Source organism: Halococcus sp. IIIV-5B (assembly GCF_003602035.1).
Classification (GTDB): domain Archaea; phylum Halobacteriota; class Halobacteria; order Halobacteriales; family Halococcaceae; genus Halococcus; species Halococcus salsus.
In genome coordinates, this window is the sequence record NZ_QZWE01000005.1 from 92,822 (window position 1) to 117,816 (window position 24,995).

Annotated in this window: 24 protein-coding genes; 8 read left to right on the forward strand and 16 right to left on the reverse strand. The window is 64.3% G+C overall.

The window, feature by feature from the left end:
• Window positions 1-40: 40 nt before the first annotated feature.
• On the forward strand, window positions 41-1,168 hold the full coding sequence (ftsZ, locus tag D3261_RS05600) for a cell division protein FtsZ (RefSeq protein WP_120070037.1): 1,128 nt from the start codon (window positions 41-43) through the stop codon (window positions 1,166-1,168).
• Between the two features lie 101 nt (window positions 1,169-1,269).
• Here the strand turns inward: ftsZ and D3261_RS05605 are convergent, their stop codons facing one another.
• Window positions 1,270-2,718, reverse strand: coding sequence for a NosD domain-containing protein (locus D3261_RS05605; RefSeq protein ID WP_120070040.1), 1,449 nt, complete (start codon window positions 2,716-2,718; stop codon window positions 1,270-1,272).
• Window positions 2,719-2,813: 95 nt separating this feature from the next.
• Between D3261_RS05605 and D3261_RS05610 the strand changes: the two genes are divergently transcribed.
• Complete coding sequence (locus D3261_RS05610) at window positions 2,814-2,987, forward strand: protein translocase SEC61 complex subunit gamma (RefSeq protein WP_007692286.1); 174 nt, start codon at window positions 2,814-2,816, stop codon at window positions 2,985-2,987.
• 1 nt (window position 2,988) lies between these two features.
• Window positions 2,989-3,426: a transcription elongation factor Spt5 gene (locus D3261_RS05615; protein ID WP_120070043.1), complete on the forward strand. Its 438-nt coding sequence runs from the start codon at window positions 2,989-2,991 to the stop codon at window positions 3,424-3,426.
• A gap of 63 nt (window positions 3,427-3,489) precedes the next feature.
• Here D3261_RS05615 and D3261_RS05620 read toward each other — a convergent pair whose 3' ends face one another.
• On the reverse strand, window positions 3,490-4,146 hold the full coding sequence (locus D3261_RS05620) for a hypothetical protein (RefSeq protein ID WP_120070046.1): 657 nt from the start codon (window positions 4,144-4,146) through the stop codon (window positions 3,490-3,492).
• 111 nt (window positions 4,147-4,257) lie between these two features.
• On the opposite strand from D3261_RS05620, the gene D3261_RS05625 reads away from it, so the two are divergent.
• Window positions 4,258-5,019: a PHP-associated domain-containing protein gene (locus D3261_RS05625; RefSeq protein WP_233553900.1), complete on the forward strand. Its 762-nt coding sequence runs from the start codon at window positions 4,258-4,260 to the stop codon at window positions 5,017-5,019.
• A gap of 9 nt (window positions 5,020-5,028) precedes the next feature.
• Here the strand turns inward: D3261_RS05625 and ppc are convergent, their stop codons facing one another.
• From ppc to D3261_RS05660, 7 genes are all read right to left on the reverse strand, one after another.
• A complete protein-coding gene (ppc, locus tag D3261_RS05630; protein WP_120070048.1) occupies window positions 5,029-7,752 on the reverse strand; it encodes a phosphoenolpyruvate carboxylase in 2,724 nt (907 codons plus the stop codon).
• Between the two features lie 42 nt (window positions 7,753-7,794).
• Window positions 7,795-8,859, reverse strand: a complete 1,065-nt coding sequence (locus D3261_RS05635; protein WP_233553901.1) for a PGF-CTERM sorting domain-containing protein — start codon at window positions 8,857-8,859, stop codon at window positions 7,795-7,797.
• 75 nt (window positions 8,860-8,934) lie between these two features.
• Complete coding sequence (locus tag D3261_RS05640) at window positions 8,935-9,423, reverse strand: metal-dependent hydrolase (RefSeq protein ID WP_120070051.1); 489 nt, start codon at window positions 9,421-9,423, stop codon at window positions 8,935-8,937.
• A gap of 50 nt (window positions 9,424-9,473) precedes the next feature.
• Complete coding sequence (locus D3261_RS05645) at window positions 9,474-9,989, reverse strand: CinA family protein (protein ID WP_120070054.1); 516 nt, start codon at window positions 9,987-9,989, stop codon at window positions 9,474-9,476.
• Between the two features lie 367 nt (window positions 9,990-10,356).
• On the reverse strand, window positions 10,357-11,178 hold the full coding sequence (locus D3261_RS05650) for an SDR family oxidoreductase (RefSeq protein ID WP_120070057.1): 822 nt from the start codon (window positions 11,176-11,178) through the stop codon (window positions 10,357-10,359).
• A 50-nt stretch (window positions 11,179-11,228) separates the two neighbouring features.
• Window positions 11,229-11,999 (reverse strand): endonuclease V, encoded by a 771-nt coding sequence (locus D3261_RS05655; RefSeq protein ID WP_120070059.1) that lies wholly within the window; start codon window positions 11,997-11,999, stop codon window positions 11,229-11,231.
• Window positions 11,999-12,913: a rhomboid family intramembrane serine protease gene (locus tag D3261_RS05660; RefSeq protein ID WP_120070062.1), complete on the reverse strand. Its 915-nt coding sequence runs from the start codon at window positions 12,911-12,913 to the stop codon at window positions 11,999-12,001. Before D3261_RS05660 ends, D3261_RS05655 begins: the two co-directional genes overlap by 1 nt.
• Before the next feature lie 240 nt (window positions 12,914-13,153).
• Here D3261_RS05660 and D3261_RS05665 point away from each other — a divergent pair, with 240 nt between their 5' ends.
• From D3261_RS05665 to D3261_RS05675, 3 genes are read left to right on the forward strand one after another with little or no spacing between them, the layout of a single operon-like run.
• Window positions 13,154-13,597 carry a DUF5788 family protein gene (locus tag D3261_RS05665; protein ID WP_120070064.1) on the forward strand — a complete coding sequence of 148 codons (444 nt, stop codon included), beginning with the start codon at window positions 13,154-13,156 and terminating at the stop codon, window positions 13,595-13,597.
• Between the two features lie 13 nt (window positions 13,598-13,610).
• Window positions 13,611-15,398, forward strand: a complete 1,788-nt coding sequence (locus tag D3261_RS05670; protein WP_120070205.1) for a helix-hairpin-helix domain-containing protein — start codon at window positions 13,611-13,613, stop codon at window positions 15,396-15,398.
• Complete coding sequence (locus tag D3261_RS05675) at window positions 15,395-15,853, forward strand: Mut7-C RNAse domain-containing protein (protein WP_120070067.1); 459 nt, start codon at window positions 15,395-15,397, stop codon at window positions 15,851-15,853. The genes D3261_RS05670 and D3261_RS05675 overlap by 4 nt, the downstream gene beginning before the upstream one ends.
• Here D3261_RS05675 and D3261_RS05680 read toward each other — a convergent pair.
• From D3261_RS05680 to dinB, 5 genes are all read right to left on the reverse strand, one after another.
• Window positions 15,850-16,215 carry a rhodanese-like domain-containing protein gene (locus tag D3261_RS05680; RefSeq protein ID WP_120070070.1) on the reverse strand — a complete coding sequence of 122 codons (366 nt, stop codon included), beginning with the start codon at window positions 16,213-16,215 and terminating at the stop codon, window positions 15,850-15,852. The two genes, D3261_RS05675 and D3261_RS05680, sit on opposite strands and share 4 nt — an antisense overlap.
• 91 nt (window positions 16,216-16,306) lie before the next feature.
• A complete protein-coding gene (locus D3261_RS05685) occupies window positions 16,307-16,534 on the reverse strand; it encodes a hypothetical protein (RefSeq protein ID WP_120070072.1) in 228 nt (75 codons plus the stop codon).
• A gap of 112 nt (window positions 16,535-16,646) precedes the next feature.
• Entirely contained in the window at window positions 16,647-17,195 is a 549-nt protein-coding gene (locus D3261_RS05690; RefSeq protein ID WP_120070075.1) for an NUDIX hydrolase, read from the reverse strand.
• A 79-nt stretch (window positions 17,196-17,274) separates the two neighbouring features.
• The gene (locus D3261_RS05695; protein ID WP_120070078.1) at window positions 17,275-17,832 is read right to left on the reverse strand and encodes a DUF420 domain-containing protein; all 558 of its coding nucleotides are present in this window, start codon (window positions 17,830-17,832) and stop codon (window positions 17,275-17,277) included.
• Window positions 17,833-17,862: 30 nt separating this feature from the next.
• Window positions 17,863-19,158 carry a DNA polymerase IV gene (gene dinB, locus D3261_RS05700; protein ID WP_120070207.1) on the reverse strand — a complete coding sequence of 432 codons (1,296 nt, stop codon included), beginning with the start codon at window positions 19,156-19,158 and terminating at the stop codon, window positions 17,863-17,865.
• Window positions 19,159-19,713: 555 nt separating this feature from the next.
• On the opposite strand from dinB, the gene D3261_RS05705 reads away from it, so the two are divergent.
• Window positions 19,714-20,718 carry a site-specific integrase gene (locus D3261_RS05705; RefSeq protein WP_120070080.1) on the forward strand — a complete coding sequence of 335 codons (1,005 nt, stop codon included), beginning with the start codon at window positions 19,714-19,716 and terminating at the stop codon, window positions 20,716-20,718.
• A 1,031-nt stretch (window positions 20,719-21,749) separates the two neighbouring features.
• Here the strand turns inward: D3261_RS05705 and D3261_RS19685 are convergent.
• Together D3261_RS19685 and D3261_RS05710 are read right to left on the reverse strand one after the other, a co-directional pair.
• Window positions 21,750-22,343 carry a hypothetical protein gene (locus D3261_RS19685; protein WP_147464932.1) on the reverse strand — a complete coding sequence of 198 codons (594 nt, stop codon included), beginning with the start codon at window positions 22,341-22,343 and terminating at the stop codon, window positions 21,750-21,752.
• Window positions 22,344-23,489: 1,146 nt separating this feature from the next.
• Entirely contained in the window at window positions 23,490-24,104 is a 615-nt protein-coding gene (locus D3261_RS05710; protein ID WP_120070083.1) for a site-specific integrase, read from the reverse strand.
• Window positions 24,105-24,995: the final 891 nt, after the last annotated feature.

A 24,995-nucleotide genomic window follows, 5' to 3' on the forward strand; every position in this document is an offset into this window, starting at 1 on the left:
GGGGAAAGATAAATAGGCGGCGTCCGTGACTCCGACACAAATGGATTCGATCATCGAGGACGCCATCGAGGAGTCGGACGAGGGCCAGGGGAGCGGGGAGACGCCGGCCGGCGAGAAGCGGGCCGGCACGATGAGCGACGAGGAGCTCGCGGGCGTCGTCGAGGACCTCAGAACGCAGATCACGGTGTTCGGCTGTGGCGGGGCGGGGTCGAACACGGTGACGCGGATGGCCAAGGAGGGGATCCACGGCGCGAAGCTCGTCGCCGCCAACACCGACGCCCAGCACCTCGTCGAGCAGGTCCAGGCTGACACCAAGATCCTGATGGGCCGGGATCGGACCGGGGGTCGCGGCGCGGGCTCGGTCCCCAAGATCGGCGAGGAGGCCGCGCGCGAGACGATCGAGGACATCAAGGGCGCGATCGACGGCTCCGACATGGTGTTCGTCACCACCGGGCTCGGCGGCGGGACCGGGACCGGCTCCGCGCCGGTGGTCGCCGAGGCCGCCCAGGAGGCCGGCGCGCTCACCATCGCCATCGCCACCATCCCGTTCACCGCCGAGGGCGAGCGCCGGCGGGCGAACGCCGACGCGGGCCTCGAACGCCTCCGAGCCGTCTCGGACACCGTGATCGTCGTCCCGAACGACCGGCTCCTCGAGTACGCGCCGAACTTGCCCCTTCAGGACGCCTTCACGATCTGTGACCGCGTCCTCATGCGCTCGGTGAAGGGCATGACCGAACTCATCACCAAGCCCGGGCTGGTCAACGTCGACTTCGCCGACGTTCGCACGGTGATGGAGAACGGCGGCGTCGCGATGATCGGCCTCGGGGAGTCGGATTCGGAGAACAAGGCTCAGGACTCCATTCGGTCGGCGCTCCGCTCGCCGTTGCTCGACGTGGAGTTCACCGGCGCGAGCTCCGCGCTGGTCAACGTCGTCGGCGGCCCCGACATGAGCGTCGAGGAGGCCGAGGGCGTCGTCGAGGAGATCTACGACCGGATCGACCCCGACGCCCGGATCATCTGGGGCGCGTCGGTCGACGAGAGCTTCTCGGGCAAGATGGAGACCATGATCGTCGTCACGGGCGTCGACTCGCCCCAGATCTACGGTCGCTCGGACCTCGCCGCCGAGACCGCCGGCCAGGTCGACACCGACATCGACTACGTCGAGTAACCGGACTGGCGAACGGGAACGCCCATCGGTTTTTTGCGTTCATCAATCGCGTAGCAGCGACACCGTGGACTCGAGGGTATCGCGAGAAACCCCGGGAAGGATTACCGGTCGCGCCGAACCGCCAGCACGGCGGCCACGAGCAGCGCACCCAGACCAGCCACGAGGCTGAATCCGGGGCCGTTGCTCGACGAGGTCGGGCTGGCGTTCGGCCCGGTGGCCGCGGCCCGTTCGGTCCCAGCCGCGGTGGTCGAACCCGACGCCGAAACCGCCGTCGTGTCGGCGGTGTCGGCCGTCGGGACCGTCGTCGTCGGAGCCGATGACTCGGTCGGCGTTTCGGTCGCCGTTGTCGCCGTTGCGGTTCGCGTTGTGGTGGACGTCTCCGTTGCTGTCGACGTCGCAGTGAGGGTAGCTGTCGGTGCGGCGGTTGCCGTCGGTGTCGCGGTCGCGGTGGCCGTCGGCGTTGCCGTGTCGGTGGCCGCCGAGCCCGAATCGTTCGACGAACCGGTGTCAGCCGACGCGTCGGCGTTGCCGGACGACCCCGAGTCGCCCGTCGTGCCGAATATCGCGATGGTCGCGGGATGGGGGACGTCGGTCGCCGAGACGGTATTCGCGCCGGCGTCGACCGACGAAGAGTCGAGCGCCGACCACGAGTCGCCGCTGTCGGTGCTGAAGAGCGCGAGCGAGGACTCGTCGACGCCGCTGACGTTCCCGTCGGTGTAGTGGATCGTCAGTGAGAGTTCGGACCCCTCGCCGTAGTCGGTGGTCCGGACGCCGGTACCGACGGCCTGCTGACCCGAGGGGCCGTCACCCGGGACCGGCTCGGCGCGCGCACCGACGTTCGTCCCCGAGAGGTCGACGGTGACCGAGCCCATGTCGAGGTCGGTTACGCTGGTATCCGAATCGACGCCGGGGCTGTACCGGTCGGAGTAGAAGTCCCAGAGCGCGTTCCCCGAGGCGATGTCGTCGGTGAACTCGTTGTGGCGGCTGCCGCGCTCGATGTGGAGGCCGTACTTGTTGTCGTTCGCGGTGGTCCCAGTGATGGTGTTCCCGCTCGCCTTCCGGAGTTCGACCCCGAGCGCGTTGCCGGTGGCCGTGCTTCCCTTGATAGTCGTGTCGTCCGTCGAGAGGAGCGTGATGCCCTCGGTCGCGCCGGTCGTCGTACTCCCGGCGATCGTCCCGTCCTCGGCGTTCTCGAACAGGATACCGCGGGTGAAGCCGGTAGTCTCGACCTTCTTCACGGTGACCCCGGAGAGGGTCGAATCGCCCGAGGCCTCGACGCCGACCCCGGAGCTCCCACCCTCGATCGTGTGTCCGTTCCCGTCGAGGGTGACGTCGCTCGCGGCGATCCGGATACACGTCGAATCGGCCGAGAGGTCGGCGCTCAGGGTGTAGGTTCCGGGCGAATCGATCGTCGTACACGAATCGATGGTCGTGCCCGACTGCGCGCCGACGACGCCCACACCGATGGACGCCGCCGCGACCACCACGAGCACCGCGAGGAACGTCACGCGACGGTTCGACACGCGTCCCGACGACCGTGGAAGGTTCATCGGGCTCGTTTCGAACCAGTTCTTATCAACTTCTCGATACGGTGGTGGAGGAGATGACACAAGATAGATACCCCTCGGGGAAGTAGCGGGCCCAAATGGACATCAAATACGACCTCGGGAGCTACACTCGGGTGCTGAAGCTCGCGAGCACGCCGTCTTGGGAGGAGTTCTCCCGGATCGCCCTGATCGCCGGGGCGGGTATCGTCCTCATCGGCTTTATCGGGTACGTCATCTTCACCATCATGAACACGCTTCCGGGGCTGTTCTGAAATGGGGATGTACGCCGTCAAGACCACCGCGAGCCAGGAACGCACCGTCGCGGACATGATCATGAACCGCGAGGAGCCGAGCGTTCACGCCGCGCTCGCCCCCGAGTCGCTCACGAGCTACGTCATGGTCGAAGCCGACGACTACGCGATCCTCGAACGCGTGATGGACGAGATCCCCCACGCCCGCAACCTCGTCCCCGGCGAGTCCTCGATCGCGGAGGTCGAACACTTCCTTTCCCCGAAACCCGACGTCGAGGGGATCGCCGAGAGCGACATCGTCGAACTCATCGCCGGCCCGTTCAAGGGCGAGAAGGCCCAGGTCCAGCGCATCGACGAGGGCAAGGACCAGGTCACCGTCGAGCTCTACGAGGCCACCGTCCCGATTCCGGTCACCGTGCGCGGCGACCAGATCCGCGTGCTCGACAGCGAAGAACGGTAGTCCCTCGAACCATCGGCGGTGAGGAACGGCTCGCGAGACTCCGAAAAGCGTTGATCGCGGACGTTAGTTATCGGTTCGTCGTGTCGTCGCCAACCCGCCCGATGAACCCTCGTCGGTCGACGTATCCCGGCCCGCTGTCAGCGTGACCGTCATACACGCCACCAACGTCGACATACTCGACCACTCCACCTTCCCGCTCGACCGCACCGCGACGCTAAGGCCCTGTTCGTTACAGTCGTCGACGGTGAACTCGATGTGTTCCGGGTCGTCGTTGGCGAGCCCGACGCTGACGAGGTAGTCGCCGGCGGTCGAGATGTCGATACTGACGTAGGCGTCCGATTCGAGCCGGTAGGTCTCCGCGAACGAGGCCGTCCCGGAGCTCCGTCTGCGAACGCTGACAGCGACCGCTCGGGTGGTCTCGGCGTCGTTCCAGACCGTGAAGCCGCCCAACGACTTGCCGCTGCCGATAGTCGCCGTCGTCTGTGGCTCGTTTCGTTCCGAATCGATCCGAACGGGTTCCCATCCCTCCCCATCCGTTCCCGTCGTCGCGGGCGTGCTGGACGGCGCTTGGACGACGGTCGACTCGCTAGATGCCCGATCGCGCGTTGTGGTCGAATCGTTCGGGCTTCCACCGCCACCGCCTACGCAGCCAGCGAGGCCCGCGCTCACACCGAGCGCGAGGAACCCTCGCCGTCCGAGCCGCCCGCCACCGCGGTCCATTCGTCGACCCACTCGATCGTCTGTAATAAACTTTTAGTCGGTTGCGGGCCTTCTCGGAGGCTATCCAAGCGGATCGAAACCCGCTATACGACCGATCGCCGATCTAGGCCAGTGAGTCGCTCCGTCACTCGCGTCGACCCCCACGTGAAGGTGCTCGACGACCGGGTCGTACGCCGGGCGAAACGGTTCGGGCTCGACGTGCTGGTCTACGCGCCCCACTTCACCCCGCTATCCGAGATCCGAGAACGGGCCGCGGCGTACACCGACGACGACCTCCTCGTGGTGCCCGCGCGCGAACTCTTCACCGGATCGTGGCGAAACCGTCGGCACGTCCTCGCGCTCGGGCTCGACGGCCCGATACCGGATTTCGTCACCCTCGACGGCGCGATGGCCGAACTCCGGGCTCAAGACGCCGTGGTGCTGGTTCCCCATCCCGAATTCCTGACCGTGAGTCTCGACGAGGCCGCGATCCGTCGGTATCGCGACGTCGTCGATGCCGTCGAGGTCTACAACCCGAAACACTGGGCACGACACAACCGCCGAGCGCGTGCGATCGCCCGCGACCTCGACCTCCCCGTCTTCGGGTCGTCGTACGCCCACCGCCACGCCACCGTCGGCGAGGTCTGGACCGAGTTCGATACCGCCGTCGATACCGAAACCGACCTCCTCGCTGCGTTCCGCGAGGCCACACCGCGTCGAGTCCGTCACCGCACCGGACTCGTCCACGAGGTGCGTCGCCGTGCGGAGTTCGCCCACCTCGGCTCCGAGAACAGCGTGAAGAAGTTCGACCGGGTGGTTCTGTCGGGAACGGAGGCGACCCACCCTCGACAGCCGGTCTACGAGGGTCAGTTCGACGATATCGCGGTCTACTGAGTCGGGGACTCAGCCGGTGGTCTTCATCCCGGCGGCGATGCCCTTCACTGTGAGGCGGAGCGCGCGCTCCTCGGCCTCGGTGCGTTCGTCCTGGCGGAGGAGGTGGATCTGGAGGACGTTCAACGGGTCCACGTAGGGGTTCCGGCGGTCGAGCCCTTCGAGGAGCCAGTCGCGCCGCACGAGCGAGTCGCGGTCGGTGACCGCCGTAACGTGCTCGACGGCGCGCTCGTACTCGTCGCGGATCCGGGGGAAGAACGTCCCCGCGAGCGCTTCGTCCGCCATCCCGGCGTAGCTCTCGGCGACCTCCATCTCGGTGCGTGCGAGCGAGAGCGCGGCGTTGTCGAGGGTCGTTCGGAAGAACGGCCACTCGGCGTACATCTCGCGGAGAACCTCGACGCGCTCGGCGCGGTCAGTGGCCGCGGTGCCCGCCGCTCCCTCGTCGAGGTAGGTCTCGATGCCGGTACCGAGCGCGTACCACCCAGGCAAAATACAGCGCGCCTGGGTCCACGAGAACACCCACGGGATCGCCCGGAGGTCCTCGACGGTGCGCTCGCCCGACCGCGAGGCCGGTCGCGACCCGAGGTTGAGGTCCTCGATCACCCCGATCGGCGTTGCCTGGCCGAAGAACTCGACGAACCCCTCGCTTTCGAGGAGGTCACGGTACTCCTCGCGTGCGGCGCTCGCCATCGCGTCCATCGCGTCCGCCCACGCCGCGGGAACGTCCTCCGTCGGCTGCTCGACCGCGTCGTGGCGCGCGAGGAGCTGGGCGTTCAGCATCTGTTCGAGGTTGCGCTCGGCGATCCGGGGGGTGGCGTACTTCTCGGCGATCGCCTCGCCCTGTTCGGTGAACTTGACTTCTCCTGTTACCGTACTGTTCGGCAGCGCCCGCAGCGCCTCGTTCATCGGGCCACCGCCACGCGAGATCGACCCGCCGCGCCCGTGGAACAACCGAAGCGAAACGTCGTAGTCGGCGACGATCTCGCCGAGGCGGCGCTGGTTGCGGTGGAGTTCCCAGTTCGCCGCGAGGAACCCGTTCTCCTTGTTCGAGTCGGAGTAGCCCAACATGATCTCCTGGGTACCGCCACGGGCGGCGACCGCCGCCGCGTAGGCCTCGTTCTCGAACAGCGTCCCCATGATCCGGTCCGCACCGGAGAGCGCGGATTCGGTTTCGAGCAGCGGCACCACGTCCAATCCCGAATGATCCGGCAGCGAGACCACGCCCGCCTGGTCGGCCAGAAACAGGACTTCGAGGACGTGGCTCGGCTCCTCGGTCATCGAGATGCAGTAGGTGTCGATGGCGTCGGAGCCGTACTCGCGCTGCCAGCCCGCGAGGCTCGTGAACCGTTCGAGGACCGTCTCGGTGGTCCCCGAAACCCCGTCCCGGTCGTCGACATCGATCACTGGCTCCTCCTGCAGGACCGCGTCGGTGAGGGTCGCGACCCGTTCGTCTTCGTCCATTTTCTCATATTCGACACCCTGGCGGTCGAGGGTCTCCGCCACCGCCGTCGTGTGGTTCTCGCGGTGGTCGCGCAGGTCGAGGCTCGCGAGCTGGAACTCGAAAGTCGCGACCTGGCGGCGCAGCGGGTCGACGTGGGCGGTCGCGACGGTTCCAGCGCCGTTCGCCCGGAGACTGGCCGCGAGCGCGTCGAGGTCGGCGACGAGTTCGTCGGCGTTCTCATATCCACCGGGTCGGACGTCGCCCACCCGGACGAGGCGTTCGCGCATCAGGCGGAGCTGCTGGCGGTAGGGTTCGTTCGGGTAGCGCTCGGCGGCAGTCCCGGCGATCGATGGAAACCGCTCACGGTCGGCCGCGAGGCGGTCCTCGAATTCGTCGTCGACCACGATCCGGCGGCCGTCCTGGCTCACAACTCCTGAAAGACGTTTGAGTTCGTCGCGGTAGCGCTCGACCACCACCGAGCGCTGCCGGTCGAGGGTCTCCGTCGTCACCGTGGGCGTGACGTAGGGGTTGCCGTCGGCGTCGCTACCCGCCCACGACCGGAACTGGAACAACTGGGGGATCGAGACGTCCTCGAATCGCTCGCCGAGCGCTTCCTCGAACTCGGCGTAGACTTCCCCTGTGACGTCGAACAGGGTGTTCTCGAGGTACCACTGGACGTTCCGCGCTTCGTCGCCGGGTTCCGGCCGACGGTCGCGGACCTGGGCGGTCTGCCAGAGGCTCGTGACCTCGGCGTCGATGTCGCGTTTTACCTGCGCTTCCTCGGTGTCCGTGAGCAGGCGCTCGTCGAGGGTTTCGAGGTGGCGCGTGACCGCACGAAGCTTTGATTTCACCGTCTTCCGGCGGGCTTCGGTGGGATGGGCAGTAAAAGTCGGTTCGATCAGGACGTCGTCGAGGAGGGACTCGACGGTGGCGGCGTCGACGTCGGCCGCGGCGAGTTCGTCGACCGCCGCGCCGAGGCTGTCGGCCAGCGAGCCCTCTTGGGAGGCCGACCGGATCGCGCGGATGCGCTCGCGCTCCTCGGCGAGGTTGACGAGTTCGAAGTAGCTCGTGAACGCGCGCGCGACGGCGCTCTCGGTCGCCGGATCGAGGTCCTCCACCGTCTCGCGGAGGGGGTCGCGCGAGTCGGCGTCGCCACGCCGGTAGTCGATCGCCGCGGTTCGGAGGCTCTCGACGACCTCGTAGGCGTCTGTCGACGCTTGGCCCTCGATCACGTTACCGAGTAACGCGCCGAGCTCCCGGACGTCCCGCTCCACGGTCCGTCGATGGAGTGTCATGCTACCGCTGGTCACGCCACCGGCAAAATCGTTCGTGTGCGGTCAATTCTGTCGGCGCGCGACCAGCGCTGCCGACAGAAGGGCGACGACCGCGACCACGAGGCCGAACCCTGGGCCGTCGTCCGAGGTCGTGGTTTCGGCGGCATCGCCCGTCGCGGCGGCTCCGGGTCCATCGGTCGCGGTCGCCGTCGCGGTCCGGGTCGCCGTCGGCGTCGGTGTCGTGGTCTGGCCGGCGGGGGCGAACGTGCTCGTGTTGCCGAGCGCCGAGACGTTTGCGACCACCACGTTCCGGTTGGTGTTGACGTAGTTCACGCCGGGCACCTGCGACCAGTTGCGTTCGTAGCCCCAGAGCCGGAGGCTGTTCTCGGTGACGTTCGCGTCCGCGACGCTCGCGTCGTCGTACCCGACGATCACCCGGATCGTGGCGTTCTGTCCCGTGCCCGCCATCCCGACGTGCTGGTCGATGGCCGTCCGGTTGGGCAGACCACCGGGAACGCTCTCGACACCCGTCAGCGCGGCGTTCGTCGCGACGAACGAGAGCGTCGAGGTGTTCGTCTCGAAGCGCTCTGCTGCGACCCCCGAGGAGTTGGTCGTATAGAGGCTCCAGCGGTCGTTGTCGACGGCCGTGACGTTCCGGAGCGCCGTGTTCGGCGCGTCGCGCAGGAGCACGCCGTTCCGGGCGTTCGCGCTTGCGTTCACCGTTTCGAGCGAGCCGTTCGTGACGCCCTGGTAGTAGACGCCCGCGGTCCAGCCCGTCGTCGTGACATTTCGGACGGTGACGTTCGAGAGCCCGGTCAGGGAGTTGTTGACCTTCACGCCGACGCTCTCGCTGGCGTTCGCCCCGTCGATCGTGTGACCGTTGCCGTCGAAGACCACGTCGTCGGAGAGGATCTGGACGCAGACCGTTCGATTGCTGTCCTCGATGTCGGCGGTCAGGGCGTACTCGCCGTCGTTGGCGATCGTGCGACACGAGTCGATGGTCGTCGCGCCGTTCGTGCCGTTCGTGTCGCTCGTCGACTGTGCGCTCGCGAGCCCGCCGACGCCGGCGACCCCCACCGCGACCACGAGGAGACAAACAACGAGACCGACCCGTCTGCCGTGATGCATCGTATCCGCGTCGGATCGCCGGGTCATAATAGCTGTCGGCTCCGGCTCGGCGGCCACCGTTCGGGGTCGGGCCGCTCAGAACAGCCCGCTCGCTCGGAGCCCGTAGGCGAGGAGTCGTTGGGGGTACTCGGTGACGAGCGCCGCGGCGACCGCGAGTTCGAGCGCGGTGACGACGAGGATCACCCCGCCCGCGAACCGGCTTCTGGTCGAGACGCCGAACGGGAAGTCGAACTCGCCGCTGTCGAACGGGTAGAAGAGCGCGATCCCGCGTTTCGAGCCAAGTAGATCGAGCGCGTAGTGGGTCGCGACCCCGATCCAGACGTACTGGAGGTTGCCGAAGTAGATCGGATAAACGAAGAAGAGCACCAGAACCGGGAGGTTGTGGAACGTCTTCCGGTGGGTGCCGAAGGCGGTGTCGACGTCGGGAAAGAGCGCTCCGAGGGTGACGGGCACCGCGATGGCGAGGACGGCCCGGACCGTCGTGAGGTCGCCGGCGGGGTAGGTCAGAACCGCGAGCCCGATGCTCAACACCACCGCGTTGAGCACGTGGCCTTTCTTGTTCATCCGTTCGCCTCGAATCGCCCGACGTGGCGGGAATAGTAAATCGTGTCGGGTCAGTTCCGGCGCGAATCAAGCACGTCGAGGGTCGCGGCGAGCGCGCGTTGTGCGCTCTTCTCCTTGATATCGTCTCGGTCCCCGCCGAAGACGTGGTGTTCGGCGGTCGCCGTGGTTTCACCCGTCCCCCACGGGCCGGCGTAGGCCACACCGATGTACACCGTTCCGACGGGTTTCTCGTCGGTGCCGCCGTCCGGACCGGCGATGCCGGTTGTCGAGACGCCCCAGGTGGTGCCGGCGGTGTCGCGCGCGCCGCGGGCCATCTCGATAGCCACCTCGGAACTCACCGCGCCGTGGGCGTCGAGGGATTCGCGGCTCACACCCAGCACGCCGCGTTTCGCGCGCGAGGAGTAGGTCACGAGCCCGCGGTCGAAGTAGTCGCTCGACCCCGGCACGTCGGTGAGATTCGACCCGACGAGGCCGCCGGTACAGGATTCGGCGGTCGCGATGGTCGCGTCGGTCTCGCGGAGCGCGTCGCCGAGTCGGGCTTCGATCGGGTCGTCGGCTGCGGCCATGTGGGACCGTCGGTCCGGATCGACATGAGACGTCGGGTACGGCGAAAGCGGGCGATCGTTACGGTGCGGTGCTGTGGCGCGCGCTCGCGGTCGTGCGCGAACGGACGTGAGCGCGCGACCGCGAATCGGCGTGTGAGGGATGAGCGACGCGAGTGTAACGAGCGGAGCGAATCGGTTGGGGAGGCGTGTGGCGGTTGTTGCGTTGGCGGAAGTGGTTAGCATCCGCGCGAACGGAGTGAGCGCGGTTCACCGCGAACGAGCGTCGAAGACGCGAGTAAGCGGCAGTTTTTAGTCCAGGTTTTTGCGACGAGTGGTTGGCGAGCGAGTGCAACGAGCGAGCCAACCCGAGGAGTAAAAAAGTGGGTGCTCAGGTTACGCGCCGAACCAGCCCGTAGAGGGTGTTCTGGACCTCGGCGGGCAGGAAGCGGGCGTAGTCGGCGGCGCTCGCGAGCGGGCCGACGGGGTAGCGCGCCGGCGGCTCCGGCGAGACCGCCGCGTCGAGGATCGCGTCGGCGACCTGCTCGGGCCGGACGGTGCCGACACCGCCGTTGAGGACGGTTCGGGCGTCCTCGAACATCGAGTAGAACGACTCGTAGGCCCCGGTGCGTTCGAGCCCGTCGAGCTCGTCGGCGGCGCGGTCGTCGAAGTCGGTGGCCACGGGACCGGGCGCGACCACGGAGACGTGGATGCCGTAGTCCGAGACCTCGGCTCGGAGGGCGTCGCTGATGGCCTCGAGCGCGAACTTCGAGCCGGCGTAGACCCCGTTGCCGGGCGTGGCAAAGCGGCCAGCGGTGCTGGAAACGTTCACGATCCGGCCGACCCCGCGGTCGCGCATGTGGGGCAGAACGGCCCGGATCAGGCGGTGGGGACCGTAGAGGTTGGTGTCGAACTGGTCGTGGACCCGCTCGGTGGGGACGTCCTCCACGGTCCCGAACTGGCCGTAGCCCGCGTTGTTCACGAGACAGTCGATCCGCCCGGTCTCGTCGATGACCCGTTCGACCACCGCCTCGATGGCGTCGGGGTCGGTGACGTCGAGCGGGGCGGTCGCACAGCCCGCCATCTCGAGGTCCGCGACGTCCGACTCGTCGCGCGCGGTCGCGTAGACCGTCCACTCGGCTTCGAGGAACGCCTCGGCGGTCGCGCGGCCGATCCCCGACGAGCAGCCGGTGATGAGAACTGTCTTCGCCATGCAGGCATCTCTCGTCCCGAGTAGTTAACTTCCGGCGTTCCGGGCCGGCCTCACTCCTCGAAATCCCGTTTGACCTCGCCGGCGTAGGCGTCGGCGAGCCGCGTTGGTTCGGGGAGTTTGTAGCCGTCACAGAGCCGTTCGACGAGGTCCGCCGCGGTCGGCGGACCGACGCGGTGGCCCGGGCTCACGTAGACCGGGTTGATGGTCCGATTCCCGGAGTCGTACTGGCGGGTCTGGAGTGCGTAGCCGATCCGTCCCTCCGTGGTCTCCACACGGTCGTCGGCCGCGATGGCGATTCGCGAGCCTTCGGGGAGGTCGTCGAGCGGGGAGTCGGGGGTCCCGCAGAGCAAGCCCTTCGCGACGCCGATGCTCGGCAGGTCGAAAAGGAGTCCAAGATGGGTCGCGAGGCCGGCCTCGCGGTAGTGGATCCGACCGCTCCCGTCGAAGACCGCGAGGTCCGGCTTGACGTCGAGGTCCGCGAACGCCGCGACGATCGCGCCCGCCTCCCGAAAGGAGAGCAGACCGGGGATGTAGGGGAACTCGCAATCGACGACCGCGCTCGCGCGCTCGACGACCTCACCACCGCGGAGGGCGACTATCGCGCCGACCGCGCGGTCGTCGAGGAACGCCTGGTCGACGCCGACGATGGTCGGTGGCTCCTTCGAGAGGTTCGTGAGCGTCGGGGTCGCCGAGACGGTTTCGAGGTCGAAGGCGAAGTCGTCGGTGAATCGTGCGGTAGCGGCGACCTCGCGCTGGAGGGTCTCCATCGCTTCGCGGGAGTCGGCCGGATCGGGGAGGAAGCGTGTGTTGACGGGTTCCATCAGAACGGCCCGCGGCCGCGACCGGGCCCACCCATTCCGCCGCCGCCGCGGCCGCCGCCGAACTGGAGCTGGTTGGGCAGGCGATACTGGTTCTTGACCCGCTGGCCGTAGGCGAGTCCCACCAGCAGTCCGACGAGGTGGGCGGCATCGGCGACGCCGGGGAAGAGCGGGACCCCGAGGATCCCGGAGACCGAGATGAGGACGTAAGCCCCGGTGAGAACCCAGATCGGGACGGGAAGCAGGAAGTAGAGGTAGACCCGGAGACCGGGGTTGAGCACCGTGAGCACGCCCATGATCGCGAGCGCGGCCCCGCTCGCGCCGAGGGCGGGGGTCGGGTTTCCTTGGAGGATCGCCAGCCCCAGATAGCCCAGCCCGGCGAGGATCCCGCTGCCGAGGAAGAGCAGCGTGAAGTCCCGCGACCCGATGTACTCCTCGACCAATCGGCCGAAGAAGTAGATCACGATGCCGTTGAAGAGGATGTGGGTGAGCCCGGAGTGGGCGAAGACCGAGGTGACCCAGGTCCAGACGTAGAAGGGGTGCTGCGGCGAGACGGTGAACACCGCGTTCCAGAGGCTCGAACCGACGGGGATCCCGATGACCGGGAAGACGAGGTTCTGGAAGCCGAACGTGATGAACATCAGCCCGAGGAAGACGTAGGTCATGTTCCCGCGGAAGTAGCCCATCGGGCCGCCGGTGGCGGTGAGGTCCGAGAACCGTCCGCCCGAGCGCGTCCCCGAGTCGTCGACGCTCCCGTCGAAGCCGCTGTCGAAGATGCCCGACGGGTCGTTCCAGTCGTCGAGCCCCGTGCAGTCGTGGGCCTCCGGGAGCCGGTGTTCGCCGCAGAACGTGCCGCCGCAGTGTCGGCAGTGGTACGGCATGTTCTCGCTTCGCCCACACGCGTCACACGTCGCCATTGGTCGTGATGGGGGTCGATGCCACAAGTCGGTTTTGGGTTCCCGAGCGGAGCCGACGGTACACCGACCGCTCCGGCAGGTCGAACGTTCCCGTGCCCGTCGAAGGGTTGGGACGAGACCCCGCGGCCGGGCCGACCGTCGAAACGCCTTTCGCCCGGTGAATCCAACCGCCGAACAGACGATGTTCCCCGAACCGAGACCCGGACGACGGCTCCGCCGTCCGTCGAACGGGGGTCAGCGATGAAGTCCTACGAACGAAAACAGCTCCTCGCGCGGATCGACCGCGAGGGCGCGACGATCGGGGCGTCGATCCCGGAGACCATCACCGTCGAGGGCGAGCTGCTCGAACTCCGGGCGTTCGTCTTCGAGGCGCGCTCGCGCGAGTCGGTCCCCGCCGAGGACCGCGAGGAGATCGAGCTGGCCAAGCGAAACCTCCGGCGCGAACGGATCGCCCGACGCGACCGGATCGAGGAGGGCGACATTTCGAGGGAACGGGACGAGGAACTCGCCGAGAGCATCATCGGGATCGACCGCGCGCTCCACGCGCTCTCGGACCTCGGCACCGCCGACATCGAGGCCGAAGCCGAGGCGCAGGAACGCGCCGACCGGAAGCGCTGGGTGTCGTTCCTCCAGCAGGCGCTCGGGAACGAGTCGGGTGGGCAACGCGCCGGAGGCCGCCGATGACCGGGGGGAACCGATGAGCCGCAACGACGAGGTCGCCGACCGGTTCGAGGAGTTCGCCGACCGGCTCGAAGCCACGGGAGTGGAGTACAAACCCCAGTCCTACCGCCGGGCGGCCGAGAACATCCGGGCCCATCCCGGAGCGATCGAATCGCTCGCCGCCGAGAGCCAGGACGCGGTCGAGGAGATCGAGGGTGTCGGCGACGCGCTCTCCTCGAAGATGGTCGAGTACGTCGAGACGGGCGAGATCGAGGAGTTGGAGGAGCTTCGGGCGGAGCTACCGGTCGAAATGGCGGCGCTGACCCGCGTCGAGGGCGTCGGGCCGAAGACGGTGGGCACCCTCTACGAGGAACTCGGGGTCGAGGACCTCGACGACCTCGAAGCCGCCGCGGAGGCGGAACGCATTCAGGAGGTCGAGGGGTTCGGCGCGAAGACCGAGGAGAACATCCTGTCGGGGATCGCGTTCGCACGGCAGGCGAGCCAGCGGTCGTTGCTCGGCGACGCACGGCCGGTCGGCGAGGACCTCAAGGAGTACGTCATGGGATCGGAGGCCGTGGCGGAGTGCGAACTCGCGGGCTCGCTCCGGCGGTGGCGCGAGACCATCGGCGACGTCGATCTGCTGGTGGCGAGCGAGGACCCCGAACCCGTGATCGAGCGGTTCGTCGACTGGGAACGCGCCGAGCGCGTCATCGAGTCGGGGACGACGAAGGCGAGCCTCCGGGCCAACGGGGTTCGGGTGGACCTTCGCGTGGTGGTCCCCGAGGAGTTCGGCGGCGCGCTCCAGTACTTCACCGGGAGTCGCGACCACAACATCGGGTTTCGAAACCGCGCGATCGACCGGGACCTGAAGGTGAACGAGTACGGCGTGTTCGACGTCTCCGAGCTCGGCTCGGATGGCTCGTCGGACGCGTCCGACGGCGTCAGTGAAATCGAGGACGTCGAAACGGGCCAGCGCGTCGGCGAGCGGGTCGCGGGCGAGACCGAGTCCGGAGTTTACGAGGCGGTCGGCCTCCCGTGGGTCCCGCCCGAACTCCGTGAGGACAGCGGCGAGCTCGCCGCCGCCGCGGACGGCGACCTGCCCGACCTCCTCGAAGAGCGCGAGATTCGGGGCGACCTCCACACCCACACCGACGCCTCGGACGGAAAGGCGACCATCGAGGAGATGGTCGCGGGGGCGACCGAGTTCGGTCACGACTACCTCGCGATAACCGACCACGCGAGCGGGCCGGGGGTCGTCGCCGACACCGGCGTCGAAGACGACGACCTCCTCGACCACGCGGACGCGATCCGGGAGGTCGGGGAGTCGGCGGCTATCGACGTGTTCGCGGGTGTGGAGGCCAACATCGATGCCGAGGGCGCGATCTCGGTCCGCGACGACGTCCTCGAAACCCTCGACGTCGTGGTCGCCTCGCCCCACAGCGGGCTCGACGGCGACGGTACCGAGCGGATCGTCACGGCGATCGAGCATCCGGAAGTCGACATCGTCGGCCACCCGACCGGGCGCTACCTCAACCAGCGTGCGGGGCTCGACCTCGATTTCGAGGCGGTCGCCGACGCGGCCGCGGAGAACGGCGTCGCGCTCGAAGTCAACGCGAACCCCCGTCGACTCGACCTCTCGGGCGGGGCGGTCCGGACCGCCATCGAGGCCGGCGCGACGATAGTCGTCGACACCGACGCCCACCGGCCGGCGAGCTACGACCTCGTGCGGTACGGCATCCACACCGCCCGACGCGGCTGGGCCGAGACGGACGACGTGCTCAACGCGCGGGACGTCGAGAGACTGCGGGCGTTTCTCGCCGAGTGAAGCTCCTGCTCGACGCGATGTGCGGCGGACTGCGGGCCTACCTCCGGCTGTGTGGGCACGACACGGCGTACGCGCTCGACCGCGGTGTCGAGGACGACGACCGTCTCCGTGTCCTCGCCCGGCGAGAGGACCGGACGCTCGTGACGCGGGACAGGGAGCTCGCGGCACGAACCGAGCGCTCGGTGTTGCTCACCGCACGCGAGGTGGCCGACCAGCTCCGCGAACTCGCCGAAGTCGGGATCTCCCTCGACATCGCCGACGACCCGGCGTACTGCGGGCGGTGCAACGGCTCGCTCGACGTGATGGCGGAGACCGACTCTACCCCGGCGTACGCACCCGACCCCGCGGACCAGCGGGTGTGGCGGTGTGTCGACTGTGGGCAGTGCTTCTGGAAGGGGAGTCACTGGCGCGAGATGCGGGACAGACTCGCGGCCGTCCCGCGCGAGGACGGTTAAAACGGGGCGTCGCTGGTCGTCTCATCGGTCGTCTCCGTGGCTTCGAGGGACCGTTCGTCGTGCCACGCGGTGAGCCCGCCGGCGAGGCTCTCGACGCGGCCCTCGACGGCCGCCGAGGACTGGAGGAGCTGCATCGCCTGGCGGCTGGAGATCCCCTTCGGGCAGACGGTCACGACGCGCTCGGCGTCGGCGAACTCCTCGGCCCGCCGGGGGATCTGGTCGAACGGCACGTTCTCGCTCCCCGGGATGTGGCCGCGGTCGAACGCGCTCGGGGAACGGATGTCGACGACGCGAACCTCGTCGTCGGTTTCGAGCAGGTCGTCGAGCTCCGTGGGCGTGATCTCGTCGTCGTCGGCGTTCACGTCCCGAGTAGCGGTCTCGTGCGAATAAACCCGGTGTTCGGTGCCCGGTGCCGGTGTCGATCCCCTTAGCGGCTCGTTCGAGTTATCGTATTCAATCACCACCGCCGCCGAACAGCGCCCGGAGGGTTCTTACCAGGTCGAGGAGATTTTCGAGGGTTCTGTCGATGCTACGGATGAGGCCGTTCAGCCAGTCGAGCTGCAGGACGGTGGCCTCCACACCGGACGCCACGTGGAGCGACGCGGCCAGTTCTACGTTCGTCGTGGCGACGGCGACCACGACGACGGTCGCCATGCCGACCATCGCGAGAGCGGGGTTCATCTGTCGGGCCTTTCGTCTCGTCCCGTATGTACTTCTCGGCAGCATTCGCCGGGAACGGTGCGAGCGCGCCGGTGGGCGTGCCCGATGGCGCGACCGGAACCGTCCTCGTTCGCTACAGCAGCCCCTCCTCGCTCGCCAGCAGCAGTCCCTCGATGGTGGCGTCGTTCGCGGGTTCGGTTCGGGCGACGTCGAGCGCCTCGTCGACCGGGAGCGACGTCACGGTCAAGAACTCGTTCTCGTCGAGGTCGCGGTCGGTCGGCGTGAGACCCTCGGCGAACACCACGGCGCGGCGGTGGCGGAGCACGCCGGTGGCGACCCAGTAGTCCTCGAGCAGTGAGACACCCGAGGGTTCGTAGCCGGTCTCCTCGCGGAGTTCGCGCGCGCCGGCCGTCGTCGCGGACTCGCCGTCCTCGACGATGCCGGCGGGGAGTTCGAGACACTGCTCGCCGATCGCGGGGCGGTACTGGTCGACCATCACCAGCTCGTCGTCGGCGAGCGCCACCACCACGACCGCCGCCGGGAGCTCGGCCCAGTAGTACTTCTTCTCGCTGCCGTCGGGCTGCTCGACCAGGTCGTAGCCCCCGGTGTACCAGCCCGTCTCGTACTCGGCGACCGATTCGATGACGCGCCAGTCGTGGGTCGAGTCCGCGGGGTCGTTCATACCGCCCCTCCATCCGCCGAGCGCTAAACGGTGGCGTTCCCGGGGATGCTATTAGCAATCGAGTTCGGGACCGAGACCGTCAGTAGACGGCGTAGAGGAGGAGGTAGACCACGATCCCGAGCGTGAACGAGACCAGCCAGAGCGAGGCGGCGACGCGACCCACGCGGGGGTGGTTCGTCGCCGGGAGCTCGGCCACGTCGTGGGTCAGCGCGAGCAGGAGGACGTAGTAGAGCAGCGGGATACAGACGATGGCGAGCAGGATGTGGATCCCGAGCACCGGCAGGTAGACGAACTGGTACACCGAGTCGGGACCGGGGAACGGTGACGGGCCGACGAGCGAGACCCGATAGAGGTAGAGCACGAGGAACGCCACGAACAGCCCGACCGTGACCAGCATCAGGCGTCGGTGTCGGTCGACTGCGCCGCGTCGGATCGCGCGCCAGCCGACGACGATGGTGCCGATGGCGACCGCGCTGAGGACGGCGTTCACGTGTGGAATGGCGGCGATGACCGCCTCGGGCGGGGTCGGGGCGACCGCCTCGAAGACACCGAGGACCGCCCCGAAGACCAGGGCGAGCGATACCACCGAGAGAACACCCGTCACCGCCGGAACGTGGTCGCGGGTTCGAAACGCCATGCCGGTACCAGCAGTCGGGAGGATTTGTAGCTACTCATCCCGCACGAAATCGCCGAACTCCGTCTGCCCGTCGCGGCGTGTTCGCGACCCGGTCGTGGGTTCGGGATCCCCAGCGGAAGCGTGGTCGACGCCACCGTCGGCGCGACCGGGTTCGGTCCCTCGGGCCTCGAACCCGTCGAGGCTCGCCTGCTCGCCCGAAGCGAACGAGAGGTTCGAGACCCGAACCCCGAGCTTCCTGACCTCGGCCCCGCGGAACTCGCCGAGGAGGTCGAACGCCACCTCGCGAACGAGGTCGGCGTCGGCCACGGGCCCCGGCAGCGAGCGCGCCCGGGTGTTGACGTCGAACGGCGGCGTCACGACCTTGATACCGATGGTTCGATAGAGCGCGTTCTCGCGCTCGGCGCGCTCGGCGACGGCGGTCGCGAGCCGCCGCACCCGCTCGCGTTTCGCGTCCGCCTCGTCGGTGGCCTCGGTGAACGCCGACTCGCGCGAGAGGCTCTTGGGTCGGCCGACCGGCGTCACCGACCGTGTGTCCTCGCCGCGGGCGAACCGTCGGATCTCCCGGCCGCGCTCGCCGAACTTCGTGTCGAGGTCGGTCGTCGGGGTCGCCGCGAGGTCGCCCGCGGTCTCGATCCCCATCCCGCGGAGTTCGCGCGCCGTCACGGGTCCCACTCCATACACCGTCTCGACGTCGAGCGGTGCGAGGAAGCCCGCGACCTCGCCCGGCGGAATCGGCACGAGACCATCGGGTTTCTCGTGGTCGGCGGCGACCTTCGCCGCGCTCATGTTCGGCGCGACTCCGACGCTCGCGACCACGCCGACCTCTCGCTCGATCCGCTGTTTGACGTGCCGGGCGTAACCCTCGGCGATCGTTCGGCCGTCGACGCGCTGCCACGAGGTCCGCTCGGTGACGTCGAGCGCCGCCTCGTCGATGCTCACCTCACGGACGACGTCGGCGCAGTCGTGGAGGATCTCCCTGACTTCCTCGCTCACCGACTGGTAGTAGTCCAGATCGACCGGTCGGTAGTGGCCAACCGCTTCGTCCGGGTCCGTCGAGCTCTCGGCGCGCGGGAGGCGTTCGAGCGCGGTCGAGATGGGCTGGGCGCTCTCGATTCCATGCGATCGGGCCTCGTAGCTCGCGGTGGCGACCGCGCCGTGGGTTTCGCCGTCCTCGTAGCCCATCCCGACCACCACGGGCTCGCCGTCGAGCGAGGGCTCGCGGCGGCGCTCGCAGGCGGCGTAGAAGCAATCCATATCGACGTGGAAGACGATCGAAGCATCGCCGTCGGCGACACCCGGCAGGCGCGCCTCCCCGCGCTCGGCCATACCGAACCGACGCCGCTCGACACTATGAGCTTTGGCACCCTCGCTTCGTGTGTCACCGTTCGGAACGGTCCCCACCATGTGGCACCGACACAAAACTTATTACGAATAGGTAATTAGGTTGAACTATGTCTGACGCCGTTTCAGCCCAGTCCCGCCCCTTCCGACGGATCCGCCGTGCGCTCTCGCTGGCTTACACGCCCGAGGAGAGCAACACCGGTCGTATCGAGAAACGATAGCTCGCGAAACGACGGCATTGCTGGAGGACGGCTTTTCGGTGATGATTCGAGTCGGAAAGCGAATGGGGTCGGAGAGATTTGAACCACGGTCGTTTCGCTCGCTGGCTCACGGCTTCGCCGTTCACCCTCCGAGACGCTCACTTCGTTCGCGTCTCGCTCCACTCGCGTCACTCCCTGATTCAAATCCTCCGCATTCCATGCTCGCGGCTCGCGGGATTGCTCGCCGCGAGAAGTGGGGTCGGAGGGATTCGTGAACCTCCGTCTGGACTCGAAAGAAAGGGGCGCACACCCTGCTCGTCCCTCCTGCGGTGGGAACAAGATGACGCCAAACATTACACCGCAACAAGCTGTTGACGACTTCAACAGTGAACGAAAAGGCGAAGTGGCACACTCAACGTGGCGAAACTACCAGTATCCACTGAATCAATTCATTGAGTTCTGCAATGACAAGGAGATAGAGTACGTCAATGAACTGTCTGGGTACGATCTTAAACAGTTCAAACTGCACCGCAAAGACAGCGGCATAAAGACGGTTACACTGAAGAACAACCTTTCTTCTCTCCGGGTGTTTCTCAACTGGTGCGTCCAAGCAGGCTTGGTTGAGCCGGAACTCCCAGAGATGGTACAGTTGCCGAAGCTCACAGAAGGCGATGTTGTGAGTGATGATATGATCGAACTCGATATGGTTGAGGATATACTGGACTACTTCTACAAATTCGAGTACGCCAAACGCCAGCACGCCATGTTTCAGCTGCTCTGGCACACTGGTATCCGAATGGGTACTCTGCGAGCAATAGATGAAGGCGACTATTACAGCAGAGGACAGTTTATCGAGCTACATCATAGACCTAAGACGGGAACCCCGCTGAAGAATGGCAACAAAGCCGAACGCCAGATACAGATTGATGACGACACTGCCACCGTTATTGACGACTATATCGAGGTTCACCGAGAGGTTGTGACTGACGACCATGGAAGAGAGCCGCTGTTCACAACCCCATACGGTCGAGTTTCTCAAAACCGCATTCGAAAAGAGGTTTACAAAGTCACTCGACCTTGCCATATCTCCAACGAGTGTCCCCACGACAGAGATATTGCTACTTGTGAAGGGAACATGAGCAAGCAGGCTTCTCGCTGTCCGTCTTCGATAAGCCCGCATCCGATCCGCAGAGCAGCTATCACCTACCATCTAAACCGAGACTGGCCGAAAGACAAACTCTCTGAACGTGCAAACGTAAGCCGGGAAGTTCTTGATCGGCACTACGACGCACGAACTAAAGAAGAACGGCGGATTAACAGGAAACAGTATCTCAATAATCTCTGACTTGACATATAAGATTTTGTATTGTTAACAATCTCTCTATTTCTCCGGCGGGAAGCGCGGCAATAGTACCGTCCCCACCAGTAGTACTCCACACTGCCGACGGTGGCCCATAGTATGTCTTGATGGCGGGAAATCGTTAGACTGTATGAGGCACACAGATGTATCTGGTACTGGTAGGAGGCAACAGTAAGAGAGCCACAGACCGCAGTAATCACACCATCAGCACCTATCAGCAACAGACAGCACCGCAGTAGTAACAATCATGCCGCAATGAGTGTAGCTGGCCTTCTCGCCCTACATACAACCATATTACACACATACAACCATATTACAAACACAGCAACAGCAGACAGCACCGCAGCGAGCGACCGCGCGAGGGACGAATTCGATATTCCGAGAAAGGAGTTGTGAGACGTCTTGAGAGGAAATAAGATACATACCACTCGGGTAGTGCTGAAGACGATCTCTCGGTCAATTGACGACCTTCTTAGCCAAATCTACCCCCAGATACTCGGTGGCCACCGTAATCTATGCCTTCGCCTGATTGGAGATGACAGATGAGTACCAGTAAATGACAGAGTAACGATATTAAAGTAACCCCGTTAATTCTTCCAATATGGCTATAGTATAAGTAGAGGAATATTTATGTCGGCGTGAATAGAGTGGTGACTAACAGCTTCACAGATTGGATGGAGATGAGACGAGAAGCACCCCGGAAACCTAACCTGTAATAATTCCGTTGTGGTAGCGATTGAGGCCCTTTGTGGCCGATTGAGCGTCAGCGGTTGGGTTGCGGTAGTGGATTGTGCCGCGCGGCGGCGTTCTCGCGTTACCGACATTTTGTAGCGGTTGCGTTGTGGCCATTGCCGCCGTTCTGCTACCTCCTGTTGAGCGGAGCGACCCTTAGTGGTTGCGGAGCGGTTGCAGTTAGACTAATTGCGGTCAGTATCCCACTCAACTTCTCCAGGACCGCTTCACTCTACACTACATAAAACCGCTTAAATAACCCCCCTCTTCCTCATCAAGTTATCCTACACAACCGGACTACGTCGCAATTTCTGGATTGTATTCGCGATCTGTTGGGCATCCAAATCAAAGTAGTCAGCAATTTCGCTAAACAAGTCGTCGTTTTTCTCGGGTTTTGCAGTAGGGTGGTAGTATCGTTCCGTGCATCGGTCGTCATCATCGACAACAATTTGACAGATGCATATTGCCAGCATCTCCAACCCGCCAACGTTACTGAACCTTTGGCCATTTGCTCGATTCATGAGTTTTTTCGCACGTTTCCTTTGATGTTTTGACAGTTGTAATTGAAGGGCTACCACTTCAATCAGGTCATCTTTCATATTATGGGTTACCTGACGCTGGTCACGCCATACGCCATTCCAACCAGAATTCTGTGACCAAAGACGCTTATACCAATAGCGGAATGACTCTTGTCTCCCACCAAGCCGATTCCCTTTTGGAGCCTCTTTTGCATGGAATTTCGTCTGATTATTTGCCTCTGCAAGTGTGTTTCGTAGATACTGCGTGCTTGGGGCTGTTGAACTCATGAATATACTGAAGAGACGGATAAATCTGGTACGCAATTTGCTGAAGTGCAGAAAATGACCAGCAGTGGCCATTTACCCTCGATCTGCGAAAAGCAACCAGAGCTATTCTCTTCATTATAAAATACGATTTCCAGAGGCATATGCTCTTTGGATTGTCCTCGGAAAAGGAGCTGAAACCACTGTAAAAACTTCACTCTGAAGCTCTGTAACGTGCGTGGATTTGAGACGGACGCGCATCCTTTATAACCTACCTGTTCATTCGCGTAATTGCCACAAGTCAACTGGACCCTGCTTGACCTGCGGGGGAACTAACCTTGTGGCCAGTACCCTCATGGCCAACGAAAGCCCCAGCGATAGTGACGACGACGAACAGCCAGATGAACGAGAAGCAGTCAAGTGGACTATGAGGTTTGTAGCCGTCGCCAGACTGATCCTTTCGATTATAGATTTAGCTCAAGATTAGTAGACTGGCCCCGATAGTACATCGGGACCCTGCTTGACCTGCATGAGAGGGTCTGGTAGCAGATATTATAAAGGGTTTGCTTCAGCGGATAGCCCTTCGAGGGTCCAGTACGATTTGCGGTCCTTTCCAGTGGCGGTTCGGTTCTGGCGGTCGCCAGCGGCTCGATGCGGTGCTGGCAGAGTCACTAATCGGCGTTGCAGCGAAGAGGGATGTCCATCAGTTTCACACCGTTGGTCTAATCCTCGGATTTATTGTTTAGTATCCATCCCCAATCGTATTCGGTTTCAGGGGGTTCGCCTTCGTAGTACCAGTTCCGCCGCCATCTATGAAGTCGATAAGCGGCGTAACCCAGCCAAATCGGAGCCAGAATCACGATTGGTAGTATGACGACTTCAGACCAGTCCGACGTTGTGAGCATAGACGCCAGCCCGAGAATGAACCCAATTGGCCCACTTGTGAAACCATCGATAATAAGAGACAACGACAACAACGCTGGAGCCAGTGATAAGATTGCTAAGACGGCGATTGCTGCTGTCCACAATTTCCCCCAGAAATTAATCAATAACCGCGTGTTTCGCTGTCGTTGTTGGTCTGCTTCAAGCCCTTTGTTTGGCATGGTGTTAGAGGAATGTTTTCCGAATACCAGTCTCTGTCTGAATGATTCTATATTGCATTCGTATATACCTTAGGGAGAAATAACCTTCCAGGAGCCGACGGCTGCTGTGCGGTTGTTGGTCGAGAGATTGTATCTGGAGCTACCCGAATGCACCGGAGACTTCGGCGTGAATCGTGGCGTCGGAGTGGTGGCCGAGGTAATGGTCTTTGAAGGTGCGGTAATTCTCCCATCCACCGAGTTCCATAACCACGGTCGGCCCGGTCCCAGAATCCAGTAGGACCATCGCCCAGCTACGCCGGAGGTCGTGGGGTGTGACCTTCGAGTAGGCGCTTTCCTCGGTCACAGAGGCAGCATGATCCCCGGCACGGGCTACCCAGCGCTGAATGGTCCTCCGGTTCCGGTCAATGAAGAGATCGTCGTCAGCTACGCCGTAGGCCCGCTGATACGTCCGTAGTTGATCGGCCAGCCGGGGTGGAATGACTGTCTCCCTGTCGCCAGTCTTGCCGTCGGAAACCCGGAGCTTAGTCAGCTGACCCTCTTCGATCTCGGCCATGGTAATGTCGCCGGGGGTTACGGTCAGCATTTCAGCCGTCCGAAGCCCGCACTGACCCATGAGGCGGAGCGCAAGCTCTTTTTCGAGGTTATCGTCCAGTGCGTCAGCCCCGCCGGAGTAGGACCCAAACAGTGCCGCAAGTTCGTCCCTGCTCATCCATACCCGCTGACCGTCGTCGGCGTCGTGGTCTTCTACCTGCATTGTCTTGTCTTATCTATACACAAATGAGACACTAATAGCTTCCGATGGCCCATAAACAGCCCTATACGGCAGATTCAAGGCTTCCAGACCGGCGAGAAGGGACCAGAACCGGCTACGATTGTCGCATTCCATAACGGAGTGCGTTATAGAAAAATTAGGTTGACATTTCCTCACGCTACGAACTATTCGGTCCAGCATAGTAGGCAAGTAGTGTACCACATACAAGGAATAGGCATCCCGCCGCCCAACTAACGATGTACGGTACTGGAGTACCCTTTCCAGGGCTGTCTGACATCATCTGAAAGGAGAGTATCGGCGCACCACTCTGGTAGTTAGAAACAACTATGATGAGACCAGCAAGTGCGAGAAAAGCACCGATCCTACGTTTATTGTCCATATCAGACGTGACTTCCCCTTGAATATATTACTACCTGTGATTTGTCGGGAAACATAGGAGGGTGCGGCGTTGGTTGAATTAGTTGATATCTATCGATTGGCCAGCATGAAACCTCTCACGGGTGAACGGCCCGAGAACCTGTACAAGATACTGGCAGGGGGGATTGTCAGGTAGGTCCCACCCGGTTTTTACACGAGATCTCTTCCATGACCTACACAATAAGTCGGTTGGCTCGATGGTGAGCCGATTTTGATCTGGATTAAGGGGGGTTTCCCCTGTTCTCTGGCAGTTATAGATCTGATTTCAGAAGCAGCGGCATATCACATAACTGAAGGTAATATCTCTTGGAGCGTCCAGGAGCAAATCTGGGAAGTTTCCGGTTGCAATCTGCCAGTCATACGCCTATTTTAGAATGTGGCTCTTGTGGGATAACCGTTAGTAATATCATTAGGATCCATCCCAGCTTTGAGATAGATTGTCAGCGGTCACAGTGC